This window comes from Bacillus sp. FSL H8-0516 (genome assembly GCF_038635285.1).
Classification (GTDB): Bacteria; Bacillota; Bacilli; order Bacillales; family Bacillaceae; genus Bacillus; species Bacillus safensis.
The window spans coordinates 75,682-94,833 of record NZ_CP152051.1 but is presented as its reverse complement, the minus strand read 5'-3'; the positions used below and the strand labels follow the sequence as shown (position 1 = coordinate 94,833).

At 43.2% G+C, this 19,152-nt stretch carries 18 protein-coding genes and 1 rRNA gene; all 19 read right to left on the bottom strand.

Going from position 1 to position 19,152, the window contains the following annotated elements; translation table 11 throughout:
• Positions 1-165: 165 nt before the first annotated feature.
• The 19 genes from MHB67_RS00495 to MHB67_RS00405 all read right to left on the bottom strand — a co-directional run bounded on the left by MHB67_RS00495 (position 166) and on the right by MHB67_RS00405 (position 19,095).
• Positions 166-1,714 (bottom strand): 16S ribosomal RNA (locus MHB67_RS00495).
• 342 nt (positions 1,715-2,056) lie between these two features.
• The gene (lysS, locus tag MHB67_RS00490) at positions 2,057-3,556 is read right to left on the bottom strand and encodes a lysine--tRNA ligase (protein WP_073203484.1); all 1,500 of its coding nucleotides are present in this window, start codon (positions 3,554-3,556) and stop codon (positions 2,057-2,059) included.
• A gap of 90 nt (positions 3,557-3,646) precedes the next feature.
• Complete coding sequence (gene dusB, locus MHB67_RS00485) at positions 3,647-4,648, bottom strand: tRNA dihydrouridine synthase DusB (RefSeq protein ID WP_073203481.1); 1,002 nt, start codon at positions 4,646-4,648, stop codon at positions 3,647-3,649.
• The gene (locus MHB67_RS00480; protein ID WP_024425661.1) at positions 4,641-4,874 is read right to left on the bottom strand and encodes a helix-turn-helix transcriptional regulator; all 234 of its coding nucleotides are present in this window, start codon (positions 4,872-4,874) and stop codon (positions 4,641-4,643) included. The genes dusB and MHB67_RS00480 overlap by 8 nt, the downstream gene beginning before the upstream one ends.
• Positions 4,826-5,329 carry a 2-amino-4-hydroxy-6-hydroxymethyldihydropteridine diphosphokinase gene (gene folK, locus MHB67_RS00475; protein ID WP_024425660.1) on the bottom strand — a complete coding sequence of 168 codons (504 nt, stop codon included), beginning with the start codon at positions 5,327-5,329 and terminating at the stop codon, positions 4,826-4,828. The genes MHB67_RS00480 and folK overlap by 49 nt, the downstream gene beginning before the upstream one ends.
• Positions 5,326-5,688, bottom strand: coding sequence for a dihydroneopterin aldolase (gene folB / locus MHB67_RS00470; RefSeq protein ID WP_080780838.1), 363 nt, complete (start codon positions 5,686-5,688; stop codon positions 5,326-5,328). The genes folK and folB overlap by 4 nt, the downstream gene beginning before the upstream one ends.
• Complete coding sequence (gene folP / locus MHB67_RS00465; RefSeq protein WP_024425658.1) at positions 5,681-6,538, bottom strand: dihydropteroate synthase; 858 nt, start codon at positions 6,536-6,538, stop codon at positions 5,681-5,683. Before folP ends, folB begins: the two co-directional genes overlap by 8 nt.
• Before the next feature lie 9 nt (positions 6,539-6,547).
• Complete coding sequence (pabC, locus tag MHB67_RS00460; protein WP_122632221.1) at positions 6,548-7,396, bottom strand: aminodeoxychorismate lyase; 849 nt, start codon at positions 7,394-7,396, stop codon at positions 6,548-6,550.
• Positions 7,393-7,986, bottom strand: coding sequence for an aminodeoxychorismate/anthranilate synthase component II (gene pabA, locus MHB67_RS00455; RefSeq protein WP_024425656.1), 594 nt, complete (start codon positions 7,984-7,986; stop codon positions 7,393-7,395). Before pabA ends, pabC begins: the two co-directional genes overlap by 4 nt.
• A gap of 13 nt (positions 7,987-7,999) precedes the next feature.
• Positions 8,000-9,418, bottom strand: a complete 1,419-nt coding sequence (locus MHB67_RS00450) for an anthranilate synthase component I family protein (protein WP_234107525.1) — start codon at positions 9,416-9,418, stop codon at positions 8,000-8,002.
• A 124-nt stretch (positions 9,419-9,542) separates the two neighbouring features.
• Positions 9,543-10,466, bottom strand: a complete 924-nt coding sequence (gene cysK / locus MHB67_RS00445) for a cysteine synthase A (RefSeq protein WP_024425655.1) — start codon at positions 10,464-10,466, stop codon at positions 9,543-9,545.
• A 77-nt stretch (positions 10,467-10,543) separates the two neighbouring features.
• Positions 10,544-11,452: a peptidyl-prolyl cis-trans isomerase gene (locus MHB67_RS00440; protein ID WP_024425654.1), complete on the bottom strand. Its 909-nt coding sequence runs from the start codon at positions 11,450-11,452 to the stop codon at positions 10,544-10,546.
• Positions 11,453-11,497: 45 nt separating this feature from the next.
• Entirely contained in the window at positions 11,498-12,373 is an 876-nt protein-coding gene (gene hslO, locus MHB67_RS00435; protein ID WP_073203471.1) for an Hsp33 family molecular chaperone HslO, read from the bottom strand.
• 14 nt (positions 12,374-12,387) lie between these two features.
• Entirely contained in the window at positions 12,388-13,164 is a 777-nt protein-coding gene (locus MHB67_RS00430) for a type III pantothenate kinase (protein ID WP_212049029.1), read from the bottom strand.
• Positions 13,165-13,326: 162 nt separating this feature from the next.
• The gene (ftsH, locus tag MHB67_RS00425; RefSeq protein WP_024427186.1) at positions 13,327-15,228 is read right to left on the bottom strand and encodes an ATP-dependent zinc metalloprotease FtsH; all 1,902 of its coding nucleotides are present in this window, start codon (positions 15,226-15,228) and stop codon (positions 13,327-13,329) included.
• A 95-nt stretch (positions 15,229-15,323) separates the two neighbouring features.
• Positions 15,324-15,863, bottom strand: a complete 540-nt coding sequence (hpt, locus tag MHB67_RS00420) for a hypoxanthine phosphoribosyltransferase (RefSeq protein ID WP_008357399.1) — start codon at positions 15,861-15,863, stop codon at positions 15,324-15,326.
• Positions 15,864-15,878: 15 nt separating this feature from the next.
• The gene (gene tilS, locus MHB67_RS00415) at positions 15,879-17,282 is read right to left on the bottom strand and encodes a tRNA lysidine(34) synthetase TilS (RefSeq protein ID WP_151863333.1); all 1,404 of its coding nucleotides are present in this window, start codon (positions 17,280-17,282) and stop codon (positions 15,879-15,881) included.
• A 96-nt stretch (positions 17,283-17,378) separates the two neighbouring features.
• Positions 17,379-18,374, bottom strand: a complete 996-nt coding sequence (locus tag MHB67_RS00410) for a protein kinase family protein (RefSeq protein WP_151863334.1) — start codon at positions 18,372-18,374, stop codon at positions 17,379-17,381.
• A complete protein-coding gene (locus MHB67_RS00405; RefSeq protein WP_024425649.1) occupies positions 18,358-19,095 on the bottom strand; it encodes a VWA domain-containing protein in 738 nt (245 codons plus the stop codon). The genes MHB67_RS00410 and MHB67_RS00405 overlap by 17 nt, the downstream gene beginning before the upstream one ends.
• Between the last annotated feature and the right edge of the window lie 57 nt (positions 19,096-19,152).

Below are 19,152 nucleotides of genomic sequence, written 5' to 3'. Positions count from 1 at the left end.
GAATCACTATGTGTGATGAACTTTGCATTGCATTCAATGTGAATGTATTACTTATTGTTATCTAGTTTTCAAAGAACAATCCTGTCTCGCTAGAGACATGTTTTGAAGGAATGATCCTTCAAAACTAAACAAGACGAAAACGTACGCTGCTCCATATATCCTTAGAAAGGAGGTGATCCAGCCGCACCTTCCGATACGGCTACCTTGTTACGACTTCACCCCAATCATCTGCCCCACCTTCGGCGGCTGGCTCCATAAAGGTTACCTCACCGACTTCGGGTGTTGCAAACTCTCGTGGTGTGACGGGCGGTGTGTACAAGGCCCGGGAACGTATTCACCGCGGCATGCTGATCCGCGATTACTAGCGATTCCAGCTTCACGCAGTCGAGTTGCAGACTGCGATCCGAACTGAGAACAGATTTATGGGATTGGCTAAACCTTGCGGTCTTGCAGCCCTTTGTTCTGTCCATTGTAGCACGTGTGTAGCCCAGGTCATAAGGGGCATGATGATTTGACGTCATCCCCACCTTCCTCCGGTTTGTCACCGGCAGTCACCTTAGAGTGCCCAACTGAATGCTGGCAACTAAGATCAAGGGTTGCGCTCGTTGCGGGACTTAACCCAACATCTCACGACACGAGCTGACGACAACCATGCACCACCTGTCACTCTGTCCCCGAAGGGAAAGCCCTATCTCTAGGGTTATCAGAGGATGTCAAGACCTGGTAAGGTTCTTCGCGTTGCTTCGAATTAAACCACATGCTCCACCGCTTGTGCGGGCCCCCGTCAATTCCTTTGAGTTTCAGTCTTGCGACCGTACTCCCCAGGCGGAGTGCTTAATGCGTTAGCTGCAGCACTAAGGGGCGGAAACCCCCTAACACTTAGCACTCATCGTTTACGGCGTGGACTACCAGGGTATCTAATCCTGTTCGCTCCCCACGCTTTCGCTCCTCAGCGTCAGTTACAGACCAGAGAGTCGCCTTCGCCACTGGTGTTCCTCCACATCTCTACGCATTTCACCGCTACACGTGGAATTCCACTCTCCTCTTCTGCACTCAAGTTTCCCAGTTTCCAATGACCCTCCCCGGTTGAGCCGGGGGCTTTCACATCAGACTTAAGAAACCGCCTGCGAGCCCTTTACGCCCAATAATTCCGGACAACGCTTGCCACCTACGTATTACCGCGGCTGCTGGCACGTAGTTAGCCGTGGCTTTCTGGTTAGGTACCGTCAAGGTGCGAGCAGTTACTCTCGCACTTGTTCTTCCCTAACAACAGAGCTTTACGATCCGAAAACCTTCATCACTCACGCGGCGTTGCTCCGTCAGACTTTCGTCCATTGCGGAAGATTCCCTACTGCTGCCTCCCGTAGGAGTCTGGGCCGTGTCTCAGTCCCAGTGTGGCCGATCACCCTCTCAGGTCGGCTACGCATCGTCGCCTTGGTGAGCCATTACCCCACCAACTAGCTAATGCGCCGCGGGTCCATCTGTAAGTGACAGCCGAAACCGTCTTTCATCCTTGAACCATGCGGTTCAAGGAACTATCCGGTATTAGCTCCGGTTTCCCGGAGTTATCCCAGTCTTACAGGCAGGTTACCCACGTGTTACTCACCCGTCCGCCGCTAACATCCGGGAGCAAGCTCCCTTCTGTCCGCTCGACTTGCATGTATTAGGCACGCCGCCAGCGTTCGTCCTGAGCCAGGATCAAACTCTCCGAAAAAGTACAAAACCGAAGTTTTGCTTTTCGCCAGTTTGACTGACTACCTATGAAGTATCATAGGATTTTTTTATAAAAACTCGAATTAACAGGTACGTTTTGTCTTGTTTAGTTTTCAAAGATCATGTTCGTTATCGCTCGTAAGCGACTTTAATATCTTACCATTTTACATCGGTTAAAGTCAAGAACTTTTTTCAATTTCTTTTTTTAACCTCGTTGCTGTTTTGCGGCAACGAATAATAATATACCACCTGGAATCTTTCCTTGCAATAGTTTTTTTAAAAAAAGTTTCATTTTATGAAAAATAAAAAGCGCCATAGATAAAATGGCGCTTTGATTGATGTATTAGCGGTTTCTCATTTGCGGGAAAAGCAGTACATCTCTGATTGATGGAGAATTTGTTAAAAGCATGATTAATCGGTCGATCCCGATTCCTAAACCACCTGTTGGAGGCATGCCGTATTCTAATGCTTCAACAAAATCGTCATCCATTAGATGTGCTTCGTCATTTCCTTCTTCACGTTCTTTTAATTGAGCTTCAAAGCGTTCTCTTTGATCAATTGGATCGTTTAGCTCTGTGAATGCATTTGCATGCTCACGGCGCACGATAAACAACTCAAAGCGATCTGTGAAGCGAGGATCTTCAGGATTTTTCTTAGCTAATGGAGAAATCTCCACTGGATGTCCGTAAATGAATGTAGGCTGAACCAATGTTTCTTCTACTTTTTGCTCGAAGAACTCATTGATAATATGACCTACTGTCATATTTTTCGTGAATTCAACACCATGATCAGCAGCATGTTGTTTTGCTTCTTCTATAGACATCTCCTGCCAGAAGTCTACACCTGTTGCTTCTTTGACCGCTTCAACCATATGCAGTCTCTTCCATTCAGGTTTGAGATCAATTTCATCTTCTCCATATTGAATGGTTGTTGTTCCCAGCACCTCTTGGGCAATATGGGCAATCAAGTTTTCAGTCAGATTCATGATGTCTTTGTAGTCTGCGTATGCTTCATACAGCTCGATCATAGTGAATTCTGGGTTATGACGAGTCGATACACCTTCATTACGGAATACGCGGCCAATCTCGTATACTTTCTCTAGACCACCGACAATTAGGCGTTTTAAGTGCAGCTCGATCGCAATACGCATATAAAGCGGCATATCAAGTGCATTGTGATGAGTAATGAAAGGACGCGCTGATGCACCACCAGGAATGCTGTGCATTGTTGGTGTTTCAACTTCTAAGTATCCTTTAGAATCCAAGTATCTTCTCATGGATTGAATGATTTTGCTTCGCATAATGAATGTCTGCTTACTTTCTGGATTTACAATGAGGTCAAGGTAGCGCTGACGATAGCGTTGTTCAACATCTTTTAATCCATGATATTTATCAGGAAGCGGGCGAAGTGCTTTTGTCAGAACCTCAAAGCTAGTCGCTTTAATAGAAAGTTCTCCTACATTTGTTTTAAAAACAGTTCCTGTTACACCGATGATATCGCCTAGGTCTGAGCTTTTAAATAATTCGTAGGCTTCTTCCCCTACACTATCTTTACGAACATAGATTTGAATTTGTCCTTCTAAGTCTTGAATATGCGCAAAGCCAGCTTTACCTTTTCCGCGCTTTGTCATCATACGTCCAGCGATTGTTACTTGAGCCGCTTTTCCTTCTAAGTCTTCTTTAGAAAACTCGTCATATTCAGCGATAATTTGCGCAGATTGATGAGAACGGTCATATCGTTCACCGAATGGATCGATACCCTCTTCTCTCATTTTATTCATTTTGTCACGTCTGACCTGGAATTGGTCATTTAATTCTTCGTTATTAAGCCCTTCATTACTCATTTATATCACTCCAATAATGTATTTTGCAGAGAAAAGCAGAAAAACTGCCAGTACATGCACTAGCAGTGAGCTACAAAAAGAAAGATAATCTTATCCTACTTTTATACTTTGAAGCTCTTTTGCCTCGGCTTCGATCGTAAAGTCATCAAGAACTTGTACAAGCTCCGCTCTCGTTTCACTTTGATTGATTTGATTTCTTACGTCCGCATTGCCTCGGACACCTTTTAAGTACCATGCTGCGTGCTTTCTCATTTCTCTAACAGCCACATGCTCGCCTTTTAGATCAATGAGTCTGTCTAAGTGAAGCTTGCACACTGACATTTTCTCACGCACGTTTGGCTCTTCTTTCAGTTCACCCGTCTCTAAATAATGAACCGTTCGATAAATCATCCACGGGTTTCCTAGTGCAGCTCTTCCAATCATGACAGCGTCCACACCCGTTTCATCAAGCATACGTTTTGCATCTTGAGGGGTTTTGACATCGCCATTGCCGATGACAGGAATTGAAACAGATTGTTTAACCTCTTTAATAATATCCCAATTCGCTGTTCCTTCGTACATTTGCACGCGTGTCCGTCCGTGAAGCGCAACCGCTTGTCCACCTGCTCGTTCAACAGCACGGGCATTGTCGATAGCAAAGATATGGTCTTCGTCCCAGCCCATTCTCATTTTCACAGTAACTGGTTTGTCTACAGCTTCTACGACAGCAGAGACCATTTCATAAATCTTGTTTGGATCAAGGAGCCATTTCGCTCCTGCATCACATTTCGTAATCTTTGGTACAGGACAGCCCATGTTAATATCAATAATATCAGCTGTGGTATTCTGGTCTACGAACTTTGCCGCTTCGACGAGTGTGTCTTTTTCCCCTCCAAATATCTGAAGGCTCAAAGGCTTTTCCCGTTCATCAATGTATAGCATACCCATTGTTCTCGCGTTGTTGATCAGGATCGCTTTGTCACTGACCATTTCAGCGCAGACTAAGCCCGCTCCAAACTCTTTCACCGTCAGTCTGAAGGCAGAGTTGCACACACCCGCCATTGGTGCGAGCACTACTTTGTTTTTAATCTCGATCTCTCCGATTTTAAACATTTTTCCCCCTCCTTTCTTCCTCAAGAATTGGCGAAAGTTCTTCCACCGTTATATTTAAAGCATCTGCTATTTGACCAACCAATTGGTTTGTTGGTAATCGATTGCCTCGCTCAATTTCTCCTAAGACAGAGACAGAGATGCCCAGTCTTTTCGCGAACCCTTCCTGAGTATACCCTTTTAGCTTTCGGTATGCACGAATTCTTCTACCCCACATGTCTTTTTCCATATGCTTACACCTTCTTGGTCTGTTACGGCATTTATTTGTACTTCGCCGATTTCTGGGCAAATCTCACTCATCGGGACAAGAACGAATAAACGTTCGTACATTCTAGGATGCGGTACTACAAGTTGTTCTGTTTCAATATTTTCACGATTATAAAGTAAAATGTCAAGGTCAGCCGTTCGTGGTCCCCATCTCACTTCTCTTGTTCTGCCTAACTCCTGCTCGATTTTCTGAGTAAGAGATAGTAGTTCCTCCGGACGAAGTGAAGTGGTAATTTTCACGGCCATGTTTAAAAAGTCATCTTGGTTTTCATATCCTACAGGTGCTGTTTCATATATCGATGAGATTAATTCTACTTGAACCTCTGGATGTTCATGCAGTTTTTTGACGGCTTCTTTTAAATAGGTTTCTTTTTTACCTATGTTTGAGCCTAATGCGATGTATGCTGTATTGTTCATGTGCGCGATCTCGTCATTTCAATTGCAACGGACTGATAGTGTCCTGGAATTGGCGGATCTGGTTTGATCACCTTCACTGTACATTCCTGAACTGTCGGAAAGTCCTTTAACACTTGGTTTGCAATTCTTTCTGTCAGTGTTTCAACGAGATTGACCGGCTTACCTTCTACAATGCTTTTGCAGATTTGGTAAAGCTCTGCATAGTTAATGGTCTCATTGAGGTCATCAGTTTGTCCGGCTTTACTTAAATCAAGTGAAGCTGTTAAGTCCACGCGGAATCGCTGCCCTAATTTATTTTCTTCTGCAAATACACCATGGTACCCGTAAAATTCCATTCCATTTACATATACTTTATCGATGATAAGCGCCTCCCTTATTCAGCATGGCATCCATCATTTTTGCCATTCTTGCTATTTCTTTTACATCATGTACACGGACCATCGCACTGCCCTTTTGAATCCCAAGGCAAACTGTCGCACCTGTTCCTTCAGTACGTTCTTCAGGAGGCAGGTCTAAAACAGCACCAATGAATCGTTTTCGTGATGTAGCTAGCAGCAGTGGATACCCAAGGTGACAAAAATGTTCAAGTTCATTCATGACCTTCAGGTTGTCCTCTTTATTTTTCGCAAATCCTACCCCTGGATCTAATATAATCATGTCATCACGGACACCCGCTTGCTGGGCAATTTGGACACTTTCTTTCAAATCGGCGATCATATCTGAAATCAGATGTGTGTAGTTTCGTTCTGGCCGATTGTGCATTAAAATGATTGGGACATTGTGCTTCGCTGCCACATGTGCCATTTGGGGATCTGCCTTCGCTCCCCATACATCATTAATGATGGAGGCTCCAGCTTTCACCGCTTCATCTGCAACACGGGCTTTATACGTATCAATAGAGATAGGTACATCTAATTCTTTTGTGATCTTCTCAATGACAGGAATGACCCTTGAAAGCTCCTCTTCTTCCGAGACAAGTGCCGCTCCTGGGCGAGTCGATTCTCCGCCAATATCAATAATATGCGCCCCGTCTTCTATCAGCTGCGCTGCATGAGCCAGCGCTTTATCTACTTGATTAAACTTTCCTCCATCTGAAAAAGAGTCAGGCGTGACATTTAAAATGCCCATGACCAATGTCTTTTCTTCATAGCTAAGGGTGTGATGCTTGGCCTGTATGATTTTAGGCTGTTTTATCAATTGTTGTGTCATTGTGTCCACCTACTCTTTATGGTCTTGACGTTCTTTTGTGTATTGCATTCTTAACTTTGTTGAGATGGTCCGGCTGTTTTTGGGCAAGTGGATGTCTCCTATACTCCCGAAAGGTACAACTCCCTGAACAGAATTAGTCATCCATGCCTCATCAGCTGAGAGCAAATGTGAGACTGGGTATCGTCCTTCCTTTAGCGAAACCCCCATCGCGTGGAGCGTTTCCATACAGTATCGACGAGTGACCCCATTTAAAATGCCTGTATCAAGTGACGGTGTATAGACCACATCATCTTTCCGCCAAAAAACATTCGAGGTAATACCTTCTGCCACATCATCTTCTTTCGTTAAAAAGATGCCTTCTAACGCCGGGTCGTTCCCCACTTCTCTTTTCGCGAGCAGGTTGTTCATATAGTGATGAGACTTGAGGCGCCTTGGCCCTTCTGGTGTGTTTCTTCTTGTTTGAAGAATGACTCCCTTTTTCTCACCCAAAATAGATTCAGGACGGAATGGAGAGATCATGACAAAAACGACAGGCTCTTTATAAGGATCTGCAGAAAACCCATTGCCCCTGCCCGCAGAAACATTCAAGCGAATTCTCGCATGGCCGCCGGCTATTTGGTTTTTATTCAGTAAAGTATGAATGATGTCGAGTACAAATGGTTTCTCTATTGTGGATTCGATGCAAAGGTCACGTAATGATTGATTGAGCCTTTCAAGATGCCAATCTAACAGGAAGACTTGTCCTGCCAGGCTGGTAAATGTTTCGAATACACCGATGCCATATAGAAAACCATGATCAAAAGGAGAAAGAGTCGCGTCTTTCTCCTCTATATACTGACCGTTCAGATAAATGATCATGCGTTTACTTCATGCCCCTTTTTACGATAGGTTTCAATGAAATTTTTCAGCATTTCTTTTCCGAAGGATGTCATAATCGATTCAGGATGGAATTGCACACTTTCAATCGGCAGTTCTTTATGGCGAATCGCCATGAGCTCGCCTTCTTTTGTGCTGGCTGTTGCGTCAAAGCACTCTGGCAATGTCTCGTTTTTGACAATTAACGAATGATATCTCGTTGCAACGAGCGGATTTTGAAGTCCTGTGAAGACACCTTTTCCGTCATGTTTAATCTCTGACGTTTTACCGTGCATTAAGCGCTCTGCTCGAACGACATCCCCGCCAAAGACTTGTGCGATGGATTGGTGACCTAGACACACACCGAAGATCGGAATACTTCCTGCAAAGTGCTTGATCGCCTCCATACTAATCCCCGCTTCATCAGGACTGCATGGCCCTGGAGAAATCATGAGGAAATCCGGCTTGAGCTCTTCAATTTCTTGAATGGTTACTTGATCATTCCGTTTCACGATCAATTCTTCTCCAAGCTCACCTAAATACTGGACCAGGTTGTACGTAAATGAATCATAATTATCAATCATTAAAATCATACTCTGCTCACCTCTAACTCAAAATAGTCTCTTCTTTGCTCAGCTGTAATGCTTTTTTCACTGCATAGGCTTTTTTAATTGATTCTTTGTATTCGTGTTTTGGGACAGAATCAATGACGATCCCCGCCCCTGACTGCATAAAGGCCTTTCCTTCTGTACAATACGCAGTACGAATGACGATATTAAAGTGCATATCGTGATTGAATCCAAACCAGCCTATAGATCCAGTATAAAGCCCACGTCTTGTTGGCTCAAGTTCTTCTATGATTTCCATCGTCCTCACTTTTGGAGCACCTGTAATCGTTCCACCTGGGAATACAGCTCTCATGACATCTACCGCGTCACATTCATCACGCAGCTCTCCTTGTACATTGGATACAATATGCATCACGTGCGAATATTTCTCAATCGCCATAAATTCGTTCACTTTTACGGATCCATAAGTGGATACGCGTCCAAGGTCATTCCGCTCAAGGTCAACAAGCATCACATGCTCTGCGCGTTCTTTTTCATTTTCAATGAGCTCTTTTGCCAGCGCTTGATCCTCAGCGTCGTCTTTGCCTCGTGATCTTGTTCCGGCAATTGGTCTTGTTTCTAGCTGAGTTCCTTTTTTCTTAATAAGCAGCTCTGGAGATCCACAAACAATCTGGAAGTCAGGCGTATGCAAGTAAGACATGTAAGGAGATGGATTTACCTGACGTAACGTTTTGTATAAATCATACGGATGAGTGTGAAGCTGTTCATCTTGTCTGATGGATAAGTTCACTTGGAACACATCACCGTTTGCGATATACTGCTTAATTTTCTCTACTGCTTCCCCAAAGGTTTCTTCAGTGAATGGTGCTGCTGGTACAAATTCTGTGGAAGGTTCACTGACAGGTGATTGTGCTGATTCTTCTGAAGAGCTTGTCCATTTTTGCTTCCATTCTTCAAGCCTTTGGTTTGCTTCACTCCCTGATTCCGTTTCCTCTATGTGCGTAATCAGCCACAGCGCGTGCTCTTTATGATCAAAAACTGCAACATCGTTAAATACGAGGAAATAAAGGTCTGGTGTTTGAAGATCATCAATTGACAGCATCTTAAAATGTTCGATGTATCTAGCATAATCGTAGCTTAAAAACCCAATGGCTCCGCCTTGAAAGTCGGGATATTCGACGTTCGTTTCAGTTCGAAGGGTTTGAAACCAATCCGTAAAGGCTCTGAATGGATCACCTTCTTTGAACAGCACCTCATCTTGATAATGGATAGTCGTCATTCCATCTTTCCCCTTCGCTTTTGCGATCGGGTGAATACCAGCGATGCTATAAGAACCGCCGCGCGCACTTTCAAGAAGCACATGATGTGTTTCACGAGCAGTTAATTGTTCGTATCTTTTCAAAAATGCATCTTTCGTAAAAGGAATTTTGATGCCCATCGGCCTGCGTTGTGTCATGTTATCATCCTTTTTCATTTTCATTAACCTTATTGTAATGCAATCCATTTTATTTAGAAAATAGTATTTGCTTTCCATCTTCAGAATTCATAAAAAAACCCCAGCAAATGCTGGGGTGATTGGTTTAATCGAATTGATAAAGAGGTGTACTGAGATAACGCTCACCATTACTTGGGATGATGGCCAGAACCTTTTTCCCTTTACCAAGCTTCTTCGCTGTTTGAAGCGCTGCGTAAATAGCTGCTCCAGAAGAAATACCGCCAAGGATTCCTTCTTCTTTCGCTGCTTTTCTTGCAAGCTCAAATGCATCTTCGTTTTTCACTTGGATGATGCCGTCATATATTTCTGTGTTCAAGATTGAAGGAACAAAACCTGCTCCAATCCCTTGAATTTTATGCGGACCCGGCTTACCGCCTGACAATACAGGAGAATCTGTCGGCTCTACTGCATAAAGCTGGATGGATGGGATAGCTTCTTTTAGGACTTCACCAGCACCTGTAATCGTACCGCCCGTACCAACACCTGCAATAAATGCATCAAGCTCGCCGTCAAACTGTTCAAGGATTTCTTTCCCAGTTGTACGACGGTGAATCTCTGCATTGGCTTCGTTGCTAAATTGCTGAGGCATGAAGTAACCATGCTCTTCTGCTAATTCCTCCGCTTTTTTGATGGCACCTTTCATTCCTTCTGCACCTGGTGTTAAGACAAGTTCCGCACCATAAGCGCGTAAAAGGTTGCGGCGCTCCTGACTCATTGTGTCCGGCATAACCAAAATCGCATTGATTCCTTTAGCAGCCGCTACCATTGCAAGGCCGATTCCTGTGTTTCCGCTTGTTGGTTCAATAAGCGTATCGCCGGCTTTTAATGTACCTTTTGCTTCAGCATCTTCGATCATCGCTAAAGCAATACGATCTTTGACACTGCTGCCCGGGTTCATATATTCAAGTTTCAAGTAGACATCCGCACTGTCTTCATCTACTAAACGGTTTAATTTAACGACTGGTGTATTTCCTATTAGTTCAAAAACTGAATTTGCAATACGAGCCATCACTAACACCTCTATCTCCGAGTAATTTTATTGTATTAATATTAAATTATCAATTTCAAAAAATTTTGTCAATGCTTTTAGTCCTGCTCTCCATCGTAAAACCATGTGACTTTTGCTTCTTTCCACAGGGTTTTGACATTCGCCTTTTCACCTAGATCTTCCATGGCGATCTGCCTTTTTATCTGATCTTTGACTTCGTCATAGGAGAAAGAACGGCCATTTAATTTTTCTTTTAACTGAATAATGGCATACCCGTTTTTGGTCTGAATCGGCTCTTTCGTCCATTCATCTGGCTGAAGCTTTTGAGCTTCTTGTATGTATAGGGCTGGGATACTTTCCTGCTCTTCTGTCACAAATCCAAGATCTCCGCCGTATGGTGAGGTGTAACGGTCGATTGAACGTTCAGCTGCCACGGCTTCGAAGCTAGACCCACCTTTTAAATCTTTTAATACATTTTCAGCCTCGCTCTTTGTCTTCACGACGATATGGCGAATGCGGTATGAATCATCATATTGATATAAGTCCTTGTTTTTTTCATAAAACGATTTCGCTTCTTTTTCAGAAACGACGGCATCTCTTGTTAAAAGCTGCTCTAATAAAATTTGATAACGAATCTGTTCTTTCCATTCCTTCTCACTTGTATGTCCATCTTCATAGAAATTATTAGACACCGCTTTGAGCATGAGCAATTCACGATTGATCTCTTTTGAAGACACTTCCAGCTTGTTTTGCTTGGCAAGCTGATTGACCACCTTCTGATTGATCATTTGCTCAAGAGTCGCCTTTCCGTAGCGGTCTTCCATTTTCTTTAACCATTCTTGACGCGTCACCTTCTCTTTTCCAATCGACGCAATTTCTTCACCACTTTTCCCGTTAGAAGAAGCCTGTGACATTTGTGACTTTGTTAATACATATGCAATGACAACGGCATTAATCATGAGCAACACGAGAATAAATGTCCAAACCACTCTTGCTTTTAGTCTCATCTTTCGTCTCCTTTCCATTCTAAAAAGAAAACCCGCTGCTTAGAGCTAGCGGGTTAATTCTTCACGTAGCTCTTCTAGCTCTTCTTTTGTAAATACATACGTTTCGTTACAAAAATGGCATTGAGCTTCTGCTTGTCCGTCTTGTTCAATCATATCATCAATTTCGGTTTTTCCTAGGCTGATAATGCCATTTGCAAACCGTTCTTTGGAGCAGTTACAAGAAAATTCGACAGGTACAGTTTCTAAAATTTGAGGTTTTTCACCGAGTACTTCTTCTAATATTTCTTCTGGTGTCATCCCTTTTTCAATGAGTTTAGAGATTGGTTCAATGGTTGACAGGCGCTTTTCTAGTCTTTCAATGACAGCATCTTCTGTACCAGGCAGCAGTTGAATGATGAAACCGCCTGCTGCGAGGATCGAATTATCTGGATTGACAAGGACGCCTACACCTACAGAAGAAGGCACTTGCTCAGAAGAAACAAGATAATAAGTGAAGTCATCTCCAATTTCACCAGAAACGATTTCCGTTTGCCCTGTAAAGTGGTCCTTCAGCCCGATATCTTTGACAACACTTAACGTTCCAGATGTTCCGACTGCACGTCTAACATCCAGCTTGCCATGTTCATTTAAGTCAAAGTGAACTTGTGGGTTTGAGACATATCCTCGCACCTGGCCTTTTGCATTTCCATCAGCAATAATGGCGCCGATTGGGCCACCGCCTTCTATTTTGACAGTTAGCTTATTTTCACCTTTCAGCATAGCACCCATCATGACTGTTGCTGTCATCGTTCTGCCGATGGCTGCTGATGCAGTCGGCCACGTATGATGTCTTCTTTGTGCTTCGTTGATTGTATCTGTTGTGTTTGCAGCATATGCGCGGACTTTTCCGTCATATGCTAACGCTTTAACTAAATAATCCATTTGATTTAAACCTCCTATAATACACCGACACGATTACGTTCATAAATGAGCTGCAGTCCTTTTAATGTAAGGAACGGATCGACAATATCAATACAGTCTGATTCAGTTCCAATCAATGTAGACAAACCGCCTGTTGCAATGACTTTCGGTGTTTGTTTGGCTTGCTGCTTCATCCGTTTCACTATTCCCTCGACTTGGCCAACATATCCATAAAGGATGCCGGATTGCATCGCACTGATGGTGTTTTTTCCAACAATGTGATCAGGACGGACAATTTCAATTCTCGGCAGCTTCGCCGCTCTTGTATATAAAGCCTCAGTTGAGATGGTAATACCCGGTGCAATCGCTCCACCCATGTATTGTTTTTGTTCATTGATATAACAGTAGGTTGTTGCTGTTCCAAAGTCTACCACAATTAGAGGCGCCCCATATAGATGAATGGCTGCTACTGCATTGACAATTCGATCTGCCCCGACTTCCTTTGGATTGTCACACATAATGTTTAATCCAGTCTTCATTCCAGGCCCTACAATTTGGGGTGTTATGTGAAAATACTTTTCGCACATTCTTTCAAGTGCGAACATCATTGGCGGGACAACAGAGGAGATGATAATTCCTTCTATTTGGTCAAACATCAGCCCCACATAATCGAATAAGGCCCTAATGGACATACCAAATTCATCTTCTGTTTTATGACGGCTTGTTTCAATTCGCCAATGGTAGTTTAGATCGCCATTATGATAAACACCTAAAACGGTATTTGTGTTTCCTACATCTATCACGAGTAACAACTTCATCACCACTTTGAATAGTTTCTCAAAAAGAGCATTTTTCGACTTTCTATCATACCATACACGAACTGAGTTCCATTTGTAAACAATTCGAAACCGATCCATTCATGAATCGAAATAAAAAAAGCTGCCGGTGATCCCGACAGCTTTCACAGAAGGAGATTAGATCTCCTCATCTTCTTTTTTCTTGATGTTTACTTTCACATCATCGTTTTTCTCTTCGTCATCTGCGTATACACGCTCTGGAAGCTTTCCAGTTTCGTAAAGAGATTTAATTTGTTCAGCATCTAATGTTTCAACTTCTAGAAGGGCTTGTGCGATGATTTCTAGCTTATCTTTATTCTCAGTGAGAATTTGTTTCGCACGTTCGTAGCTCTCCTTAATGAAACGCTGAACTTCTTGGTCAATTTCGTAAGCGATCGCTTCACTGTAATTCGGCTCATTGTTGAAATCACGTCCAAGGAAGACTTGACCTCCTTGTGATTGACCGAATTGAAGCGGACCAAGTTTATCAGACATACCGAACTCTGTGACCATTCTTCTTGCAATGCCTGTTGCACGCTGGAAGTCGTTGTGAGCGCCTGTACTTACTTCACCAAACGTAATTTCCTCTGCAACACGACCGCCGAGCAAGCCTACAATCTTATCAAGAAGCTCTGGCTTCGTTTGGAAATAACGGTCTTCTCTTGGAAGCATGACCGCATATCCGCCTGCCTGACCACGAGGAACGATCGTTACTTTATGCACCATGTCCGCTTCGTCTAGGATAAGACCAATGACGGTATGACCTGCTTCATGGTAAGCCACGATATTACGTTCTTTCTTCGAAATGACACGGCTTTTCTTCGCCGGCCCAGCGATGACACGGTCAGTCGCTTCGTCAATATCACGCATATCGATTTTCTTTTTGTTATGACGGGCAGCAACAAGTGCTGCTTCGTTTAGTAAATTCTCAAGATCTGCTCCAGAGAACCCTGGTGTTCTGCTTGCAATGGCTTTTAAGTTAACTGACTCGTCAAGCGGTTTGTTTTTCGCATGAACTTTCAGTACTTCTTCACGGCCAATAACATCTGGGCGGTCAACCGTAATTTGACGGTCAAAACGTCCCGGACGCAGCAATGCAGGGTCTAGAATATCTGCACGGTTTGTCGCAGCAATGATAATAATACCTTCGTTGGCACTAAAACCATCCATTTCAACAAGAAGCTGGTTAAGCGTTTGTTCACGCTCGTCATGACCACCGCCAAGACCGGCTCCACGCTGACGACCCACTGCATCAATCTCATCAATAAAGATTAAGCAAGGTGCATTCTTTTTCGCATTTTCGAATAAATCACGTACACGTGATGCACCGACACCGACGAACATCTCGACGAAGTCAGAACCACTGATACTGAAGAAAGGAACGCCTGCTTCTCCTGCAGATGCTCTCGCAAGCAATGTTTTACCTGTACCTGGAGGTCCTACTAGTAAAACCCCTTTAGGGATTCTTGCGCCAAGCTCCGCAAATTTACGTGGGTCCTTCAGGAATTCAACCACTTCTACAAGCTCTTGCTTTTCTTCATCTGCACCGGCAACATCTTTAAATTTCACACGTTTCTTCTCTTCTGTGTAAAGCTTCGCCTTACTCTTACCGAAGTTCATGACTCGGCTTCCGCCGCCCTGAGCTTGGTTCAATAAGAAGAAGAACAGGATAAAGATGATGATAAACGGAATGATGGTTGTCAGAACTTGCAGCCATCCATTTGTTTCAGGTGCTGGTTCTACTTTTACATCTGTATTCTTCAGTGCACTGTAAATTTGGTCAACACCTTGACCATCTGGAACATGGGTAATGAAGTATTGATCTTTCTTCGCGCCATCTAATTGACCACGAATTTCATAAACCCCTCTTACAGGCTGAATGGAGATACTCTCCACTTTTCCCGCACTTAGATTTTGCGAAAATTTGCTGTAAGACATGTTCTCAGGCTTTTGATTTGGGGATCCTAACCAACTGACGACCCCTATCACAAGTAATAAAATAAGTATATAAAAAATCGTATTACGAAAAACCCGATTCATTCCTTACCTCCTCCCACAGTAAGCACAACTATGTTCAATAGTATCATAGAAAATCATTCCAACACAACCAATAACCTCATGTATACGTATGCTGATCAGCCTTCGTAAACAGATGGTTTTAACACTCCAATATACGGGAGGTTTCGGTAACGTTCAGCGAAATCCAATCCATAGCCGACAACAAATGCATCTGGTACTTCAAATCCAACATAATCTGCTTTGATGTCTGCTTTGCGGCCGCTTGGTTTATCAAGCAATGTCACAATTTTAATGGAATTTGCTTTACGGTATCGGAAAAGCTCTACCAGATAGCTCAAAGTTAACCCACTGTCGATGATATCTTCCATAATCAAAATATCTCTTCCTTCAACAGAAGTATCTAGATCCTTAATGATCTTTACTTCTCCAGAAGATACGGTAGACTTTCCGTAGCTAGATACATCCATAAAATCAAGTTCTAAATATGTATCAATGTGTTTGATCAGGTCTGCCATGAATGGAAGAGCCCCTTTCAAAACACCAATAGCCAGGGGAAATTTACCATCATAATCACTGGTTAATGTTGCACCCAGTTCCTTCACTTTTTGCTGGATCTCTTCTTCTGAGATCAAAATCTTTTCAATATCTTGTTTCATGCTTTTGCTTGCCCCCTACAAATTTTCGTGCTGTCTATATTGTAATACAATGAGATCGCTGTTTGTCATATCAATTTCTTCAAAAACGGATTTTTTCAGACCTGGGATCCAGATGATTTGATGATCCGAGTCAGTGACGATCGGCCAGCTGTCTCTTTCTGCAAGAGGCACTTTTTTATCAATAAATATATCCTTCACCTTTTTTGATCCATTCATCCCTTTAAGTTTGATTCGATCACCATTTTTTCGTGAGCGAATGATCAAAGGGAGACGAACATGATCTTTTTGAAGCAAGAAAAAATGGTTTCCGTTCCGTGCATCCTTCGGAACATGATTTGATACGGCGATAGACTGTCCATTTGGGAGAAAAAGCTCTTCTCCGAGCTCAACCTTTAAGTGAAGAGCATAAGACTGGTCTAATACATGCGATCGCTCAAAGGTAAACATACAGTGATCATAAGACTTGACAGCTTGTAAACCTTTTGGCAAATCTAATGATCCAGACGGTTGATCGGTATGAGATAACCAGTCTAAAGTCCCTAGAATATGCTGGTTTGAAAACGCTGATTGAGTGTTTTCATAAAGATAGTTTAATATTAGTTGAATGCCTCTTCTTTGTAAAGGCAAAGGCAGGTCAAGCAAAGGCTTCGTTTTAATCTCAATTTGCTTAGGCGATTGACTCGTTATCACTTGGTTCATTTGTTCCTTTGTTAAAGCCTGCAAGTATTGCTCATCCTCAGTCAGCATGTCACTTACAAACTGAAAGCTTTCATGTACATGAGGTGCCTCTTCTTTTAACACGGGAAGAATGTGTCTTCTTACCCGGTTTCTCAAGTAGTCATCTGTATGATTGCTTTGATCAATGACATAGGGTACATGTTCTTTTTCACAAGCTTTTAGCACGTCGTCCTTAGAGTATCCAATGAGCGGACGAATCAGCCACCCATTTTGAAAAGGACGTTTTGCTTGGATACCTGCGAGTCCTATACCAACAGTCCCTCTCGCAAGTCTCATCAACATTGTTTCTACTTGGTCGTCTCCATGATGTGCAAGCGCTATAAATTGAGCGTTGTATTGCTCCATCAATTGACGAAAGAAAGCATATCTACACTCCCTTGCAGCTGCCTGTTTGTTTAAGCGGTTTTCTTTTGCATATTGGGTGACCTGTATGCGGGACGATTCAAAAGGGATCTCGTGCTCCTGACAGTAAGCCTCAACAAATGCCAAATCAGCAAAGGACTCTTCTCCTCTGAACATGTGATCTACATGGGCTGCAATCAGCTGATAGGAACCTTTGCGGCGCTTGTTAAGTTCATGCAGTAAGAGCATGGAATCCGGTCCGCCGGAAACCCCGACAATGACTGTCGTATTTTCAAGGTAAACATCATGTTTTTCCAAAAAAGATTCAATTCTATTCACAACTTCCTCCTCACAAAGAGCAGGTAATTTAAAGATATACATATCCTATCACTTTCAGTAGCTCCAAGCAAAGAAGAAGCCTGATTTTTTACAGCTCTACAACAGGAACAAAACCACATATGCACAGTAAAGAGCGAGTACACTGCACACGATAAGAATGGTTTCAAAAAGCCCGCCTGATTTTTTACGTGCTGACGTTCTTTTTGCTGCTGCAGCCCGCGATCGTGTAGTCACTTGTTGATTTTGATTAACAGCGGGTTTTGGCTGCTGCTTCTTTTGGCGCGATTTTCTTGATGCAATCAGCTGTCCTTCTTTCAGCATCGCACTTTTCATGTCTGCTGCTGATTGATATTTACCTTGTAGAGCAGCTTTTAACACCCTTTCATATCGCTTTAATAAAGGATGTCCTTCAATGGCTCGATAAAGCTGTTTATCTGGTTCTGCTCCTTTTTTGAATTCTTTCTTATACGCACAGTTGACCATCACCATGGTCAGGGCAAATAAATCATAGGTTGGTTCAGCTTTTCGTGTACCGAATCCCCAATAGCCTCGATCAAAAAACTCGGTATACTCTTTAATTGCCCTGCCCGCTTTCGTCGTTCCTCCCACATCAATGCACCGGATTGTGGCAGGGGGACCAGAAACAATGAGATTATCCGGCTTCAAGTCACCAAAAATCCATCCTTCCTGATGTAAATGAGCCAGGCTGGATAAAAGCTGAATCATCAAAACAACGATCCACTCATCACCCTTTTGTTTCACAAATTCAAGCAATAATGGACCTCTGACATATTCCATCACATAAAAGGAGCGTTTTTGAGGCATACCGGGATAAATCGCATCATCCATATCATAAAAAGAAGGCCCCATGGTTTTCACAGGAGCCTTTGAAAAGGATTTTAATACATTGACTTCAGATGCAATGAGCATACTGTCATCACTCACTTTAAGGGCCGCTTGCCCATGTGGCGATTCGGCCAAATAGACAACCCCGTTCGCCCCTTTTCCAAGCTCTTTTACAATACGGTAATGATGGTGGTGCCATTTCCCTTGAATCACCGTGCCTAACGGGATGTTAGAAGCCGAATTCATCATTATGCTCTTCCTTTGCTTCAAGCAGCCCTTTGCGTGAACGAACTGATTTGAAATGCTGAAGTGCTTCCCGAAGCGCTGGTCCCGTTGGGGTGATGCCTCCAGTGGTCAGTTTTGGGAAAATAGATGATAATGAATCGAATCGAGGCGTCCAATTCAACACAATTTCAGCATCTGAGTTTTTCCCGGGAAATACACACATCCCAAACTGATTTTCTCCAATTCTTGAATTTAAACTGATGGAAAGGTCGATAAGTGCCTCTTTGACGGTTGGCAGCTTCGGTTTCATACTTGCACTTGTATCAACAAGCACGAGTACTTGAAGGTGAACCGTTTCTCCTAACTCATCGACGACCTCCATTACTTCCCCGCGCTTATCAGGTGGAAGCTCTTCAATTTCAGTGTCTTTGCCGAGTATTTGCTGCAATTCTTTATTCACAACACCTTGTAGGGTTTGTGTCATCGCTTTTTTCGTGACCATTTGTACTGTTTGAGATAACTGCTGGACGTAGACAACTTGATGGATGCCTCCGCCTGCGAGAGCAATCCCCTCTACTTCCTTCATTGCTTCATGATCGTGTCTGTTTTCTTCCATAATGCCAATGACATTGACTGTAATCCCTTGTTCCTTTGCCAATGAGGCAATCGCAAGCGGATCTTCCCCGTGATTTGAGCAGCCATCTGTAATCAATAAGATTTGGTTGACGTGACCTTTTCGCATCTTCATTCCTCCTGGGATTGTAACTGAATGCTTATATCCCCATCATCGCCAGAAGAA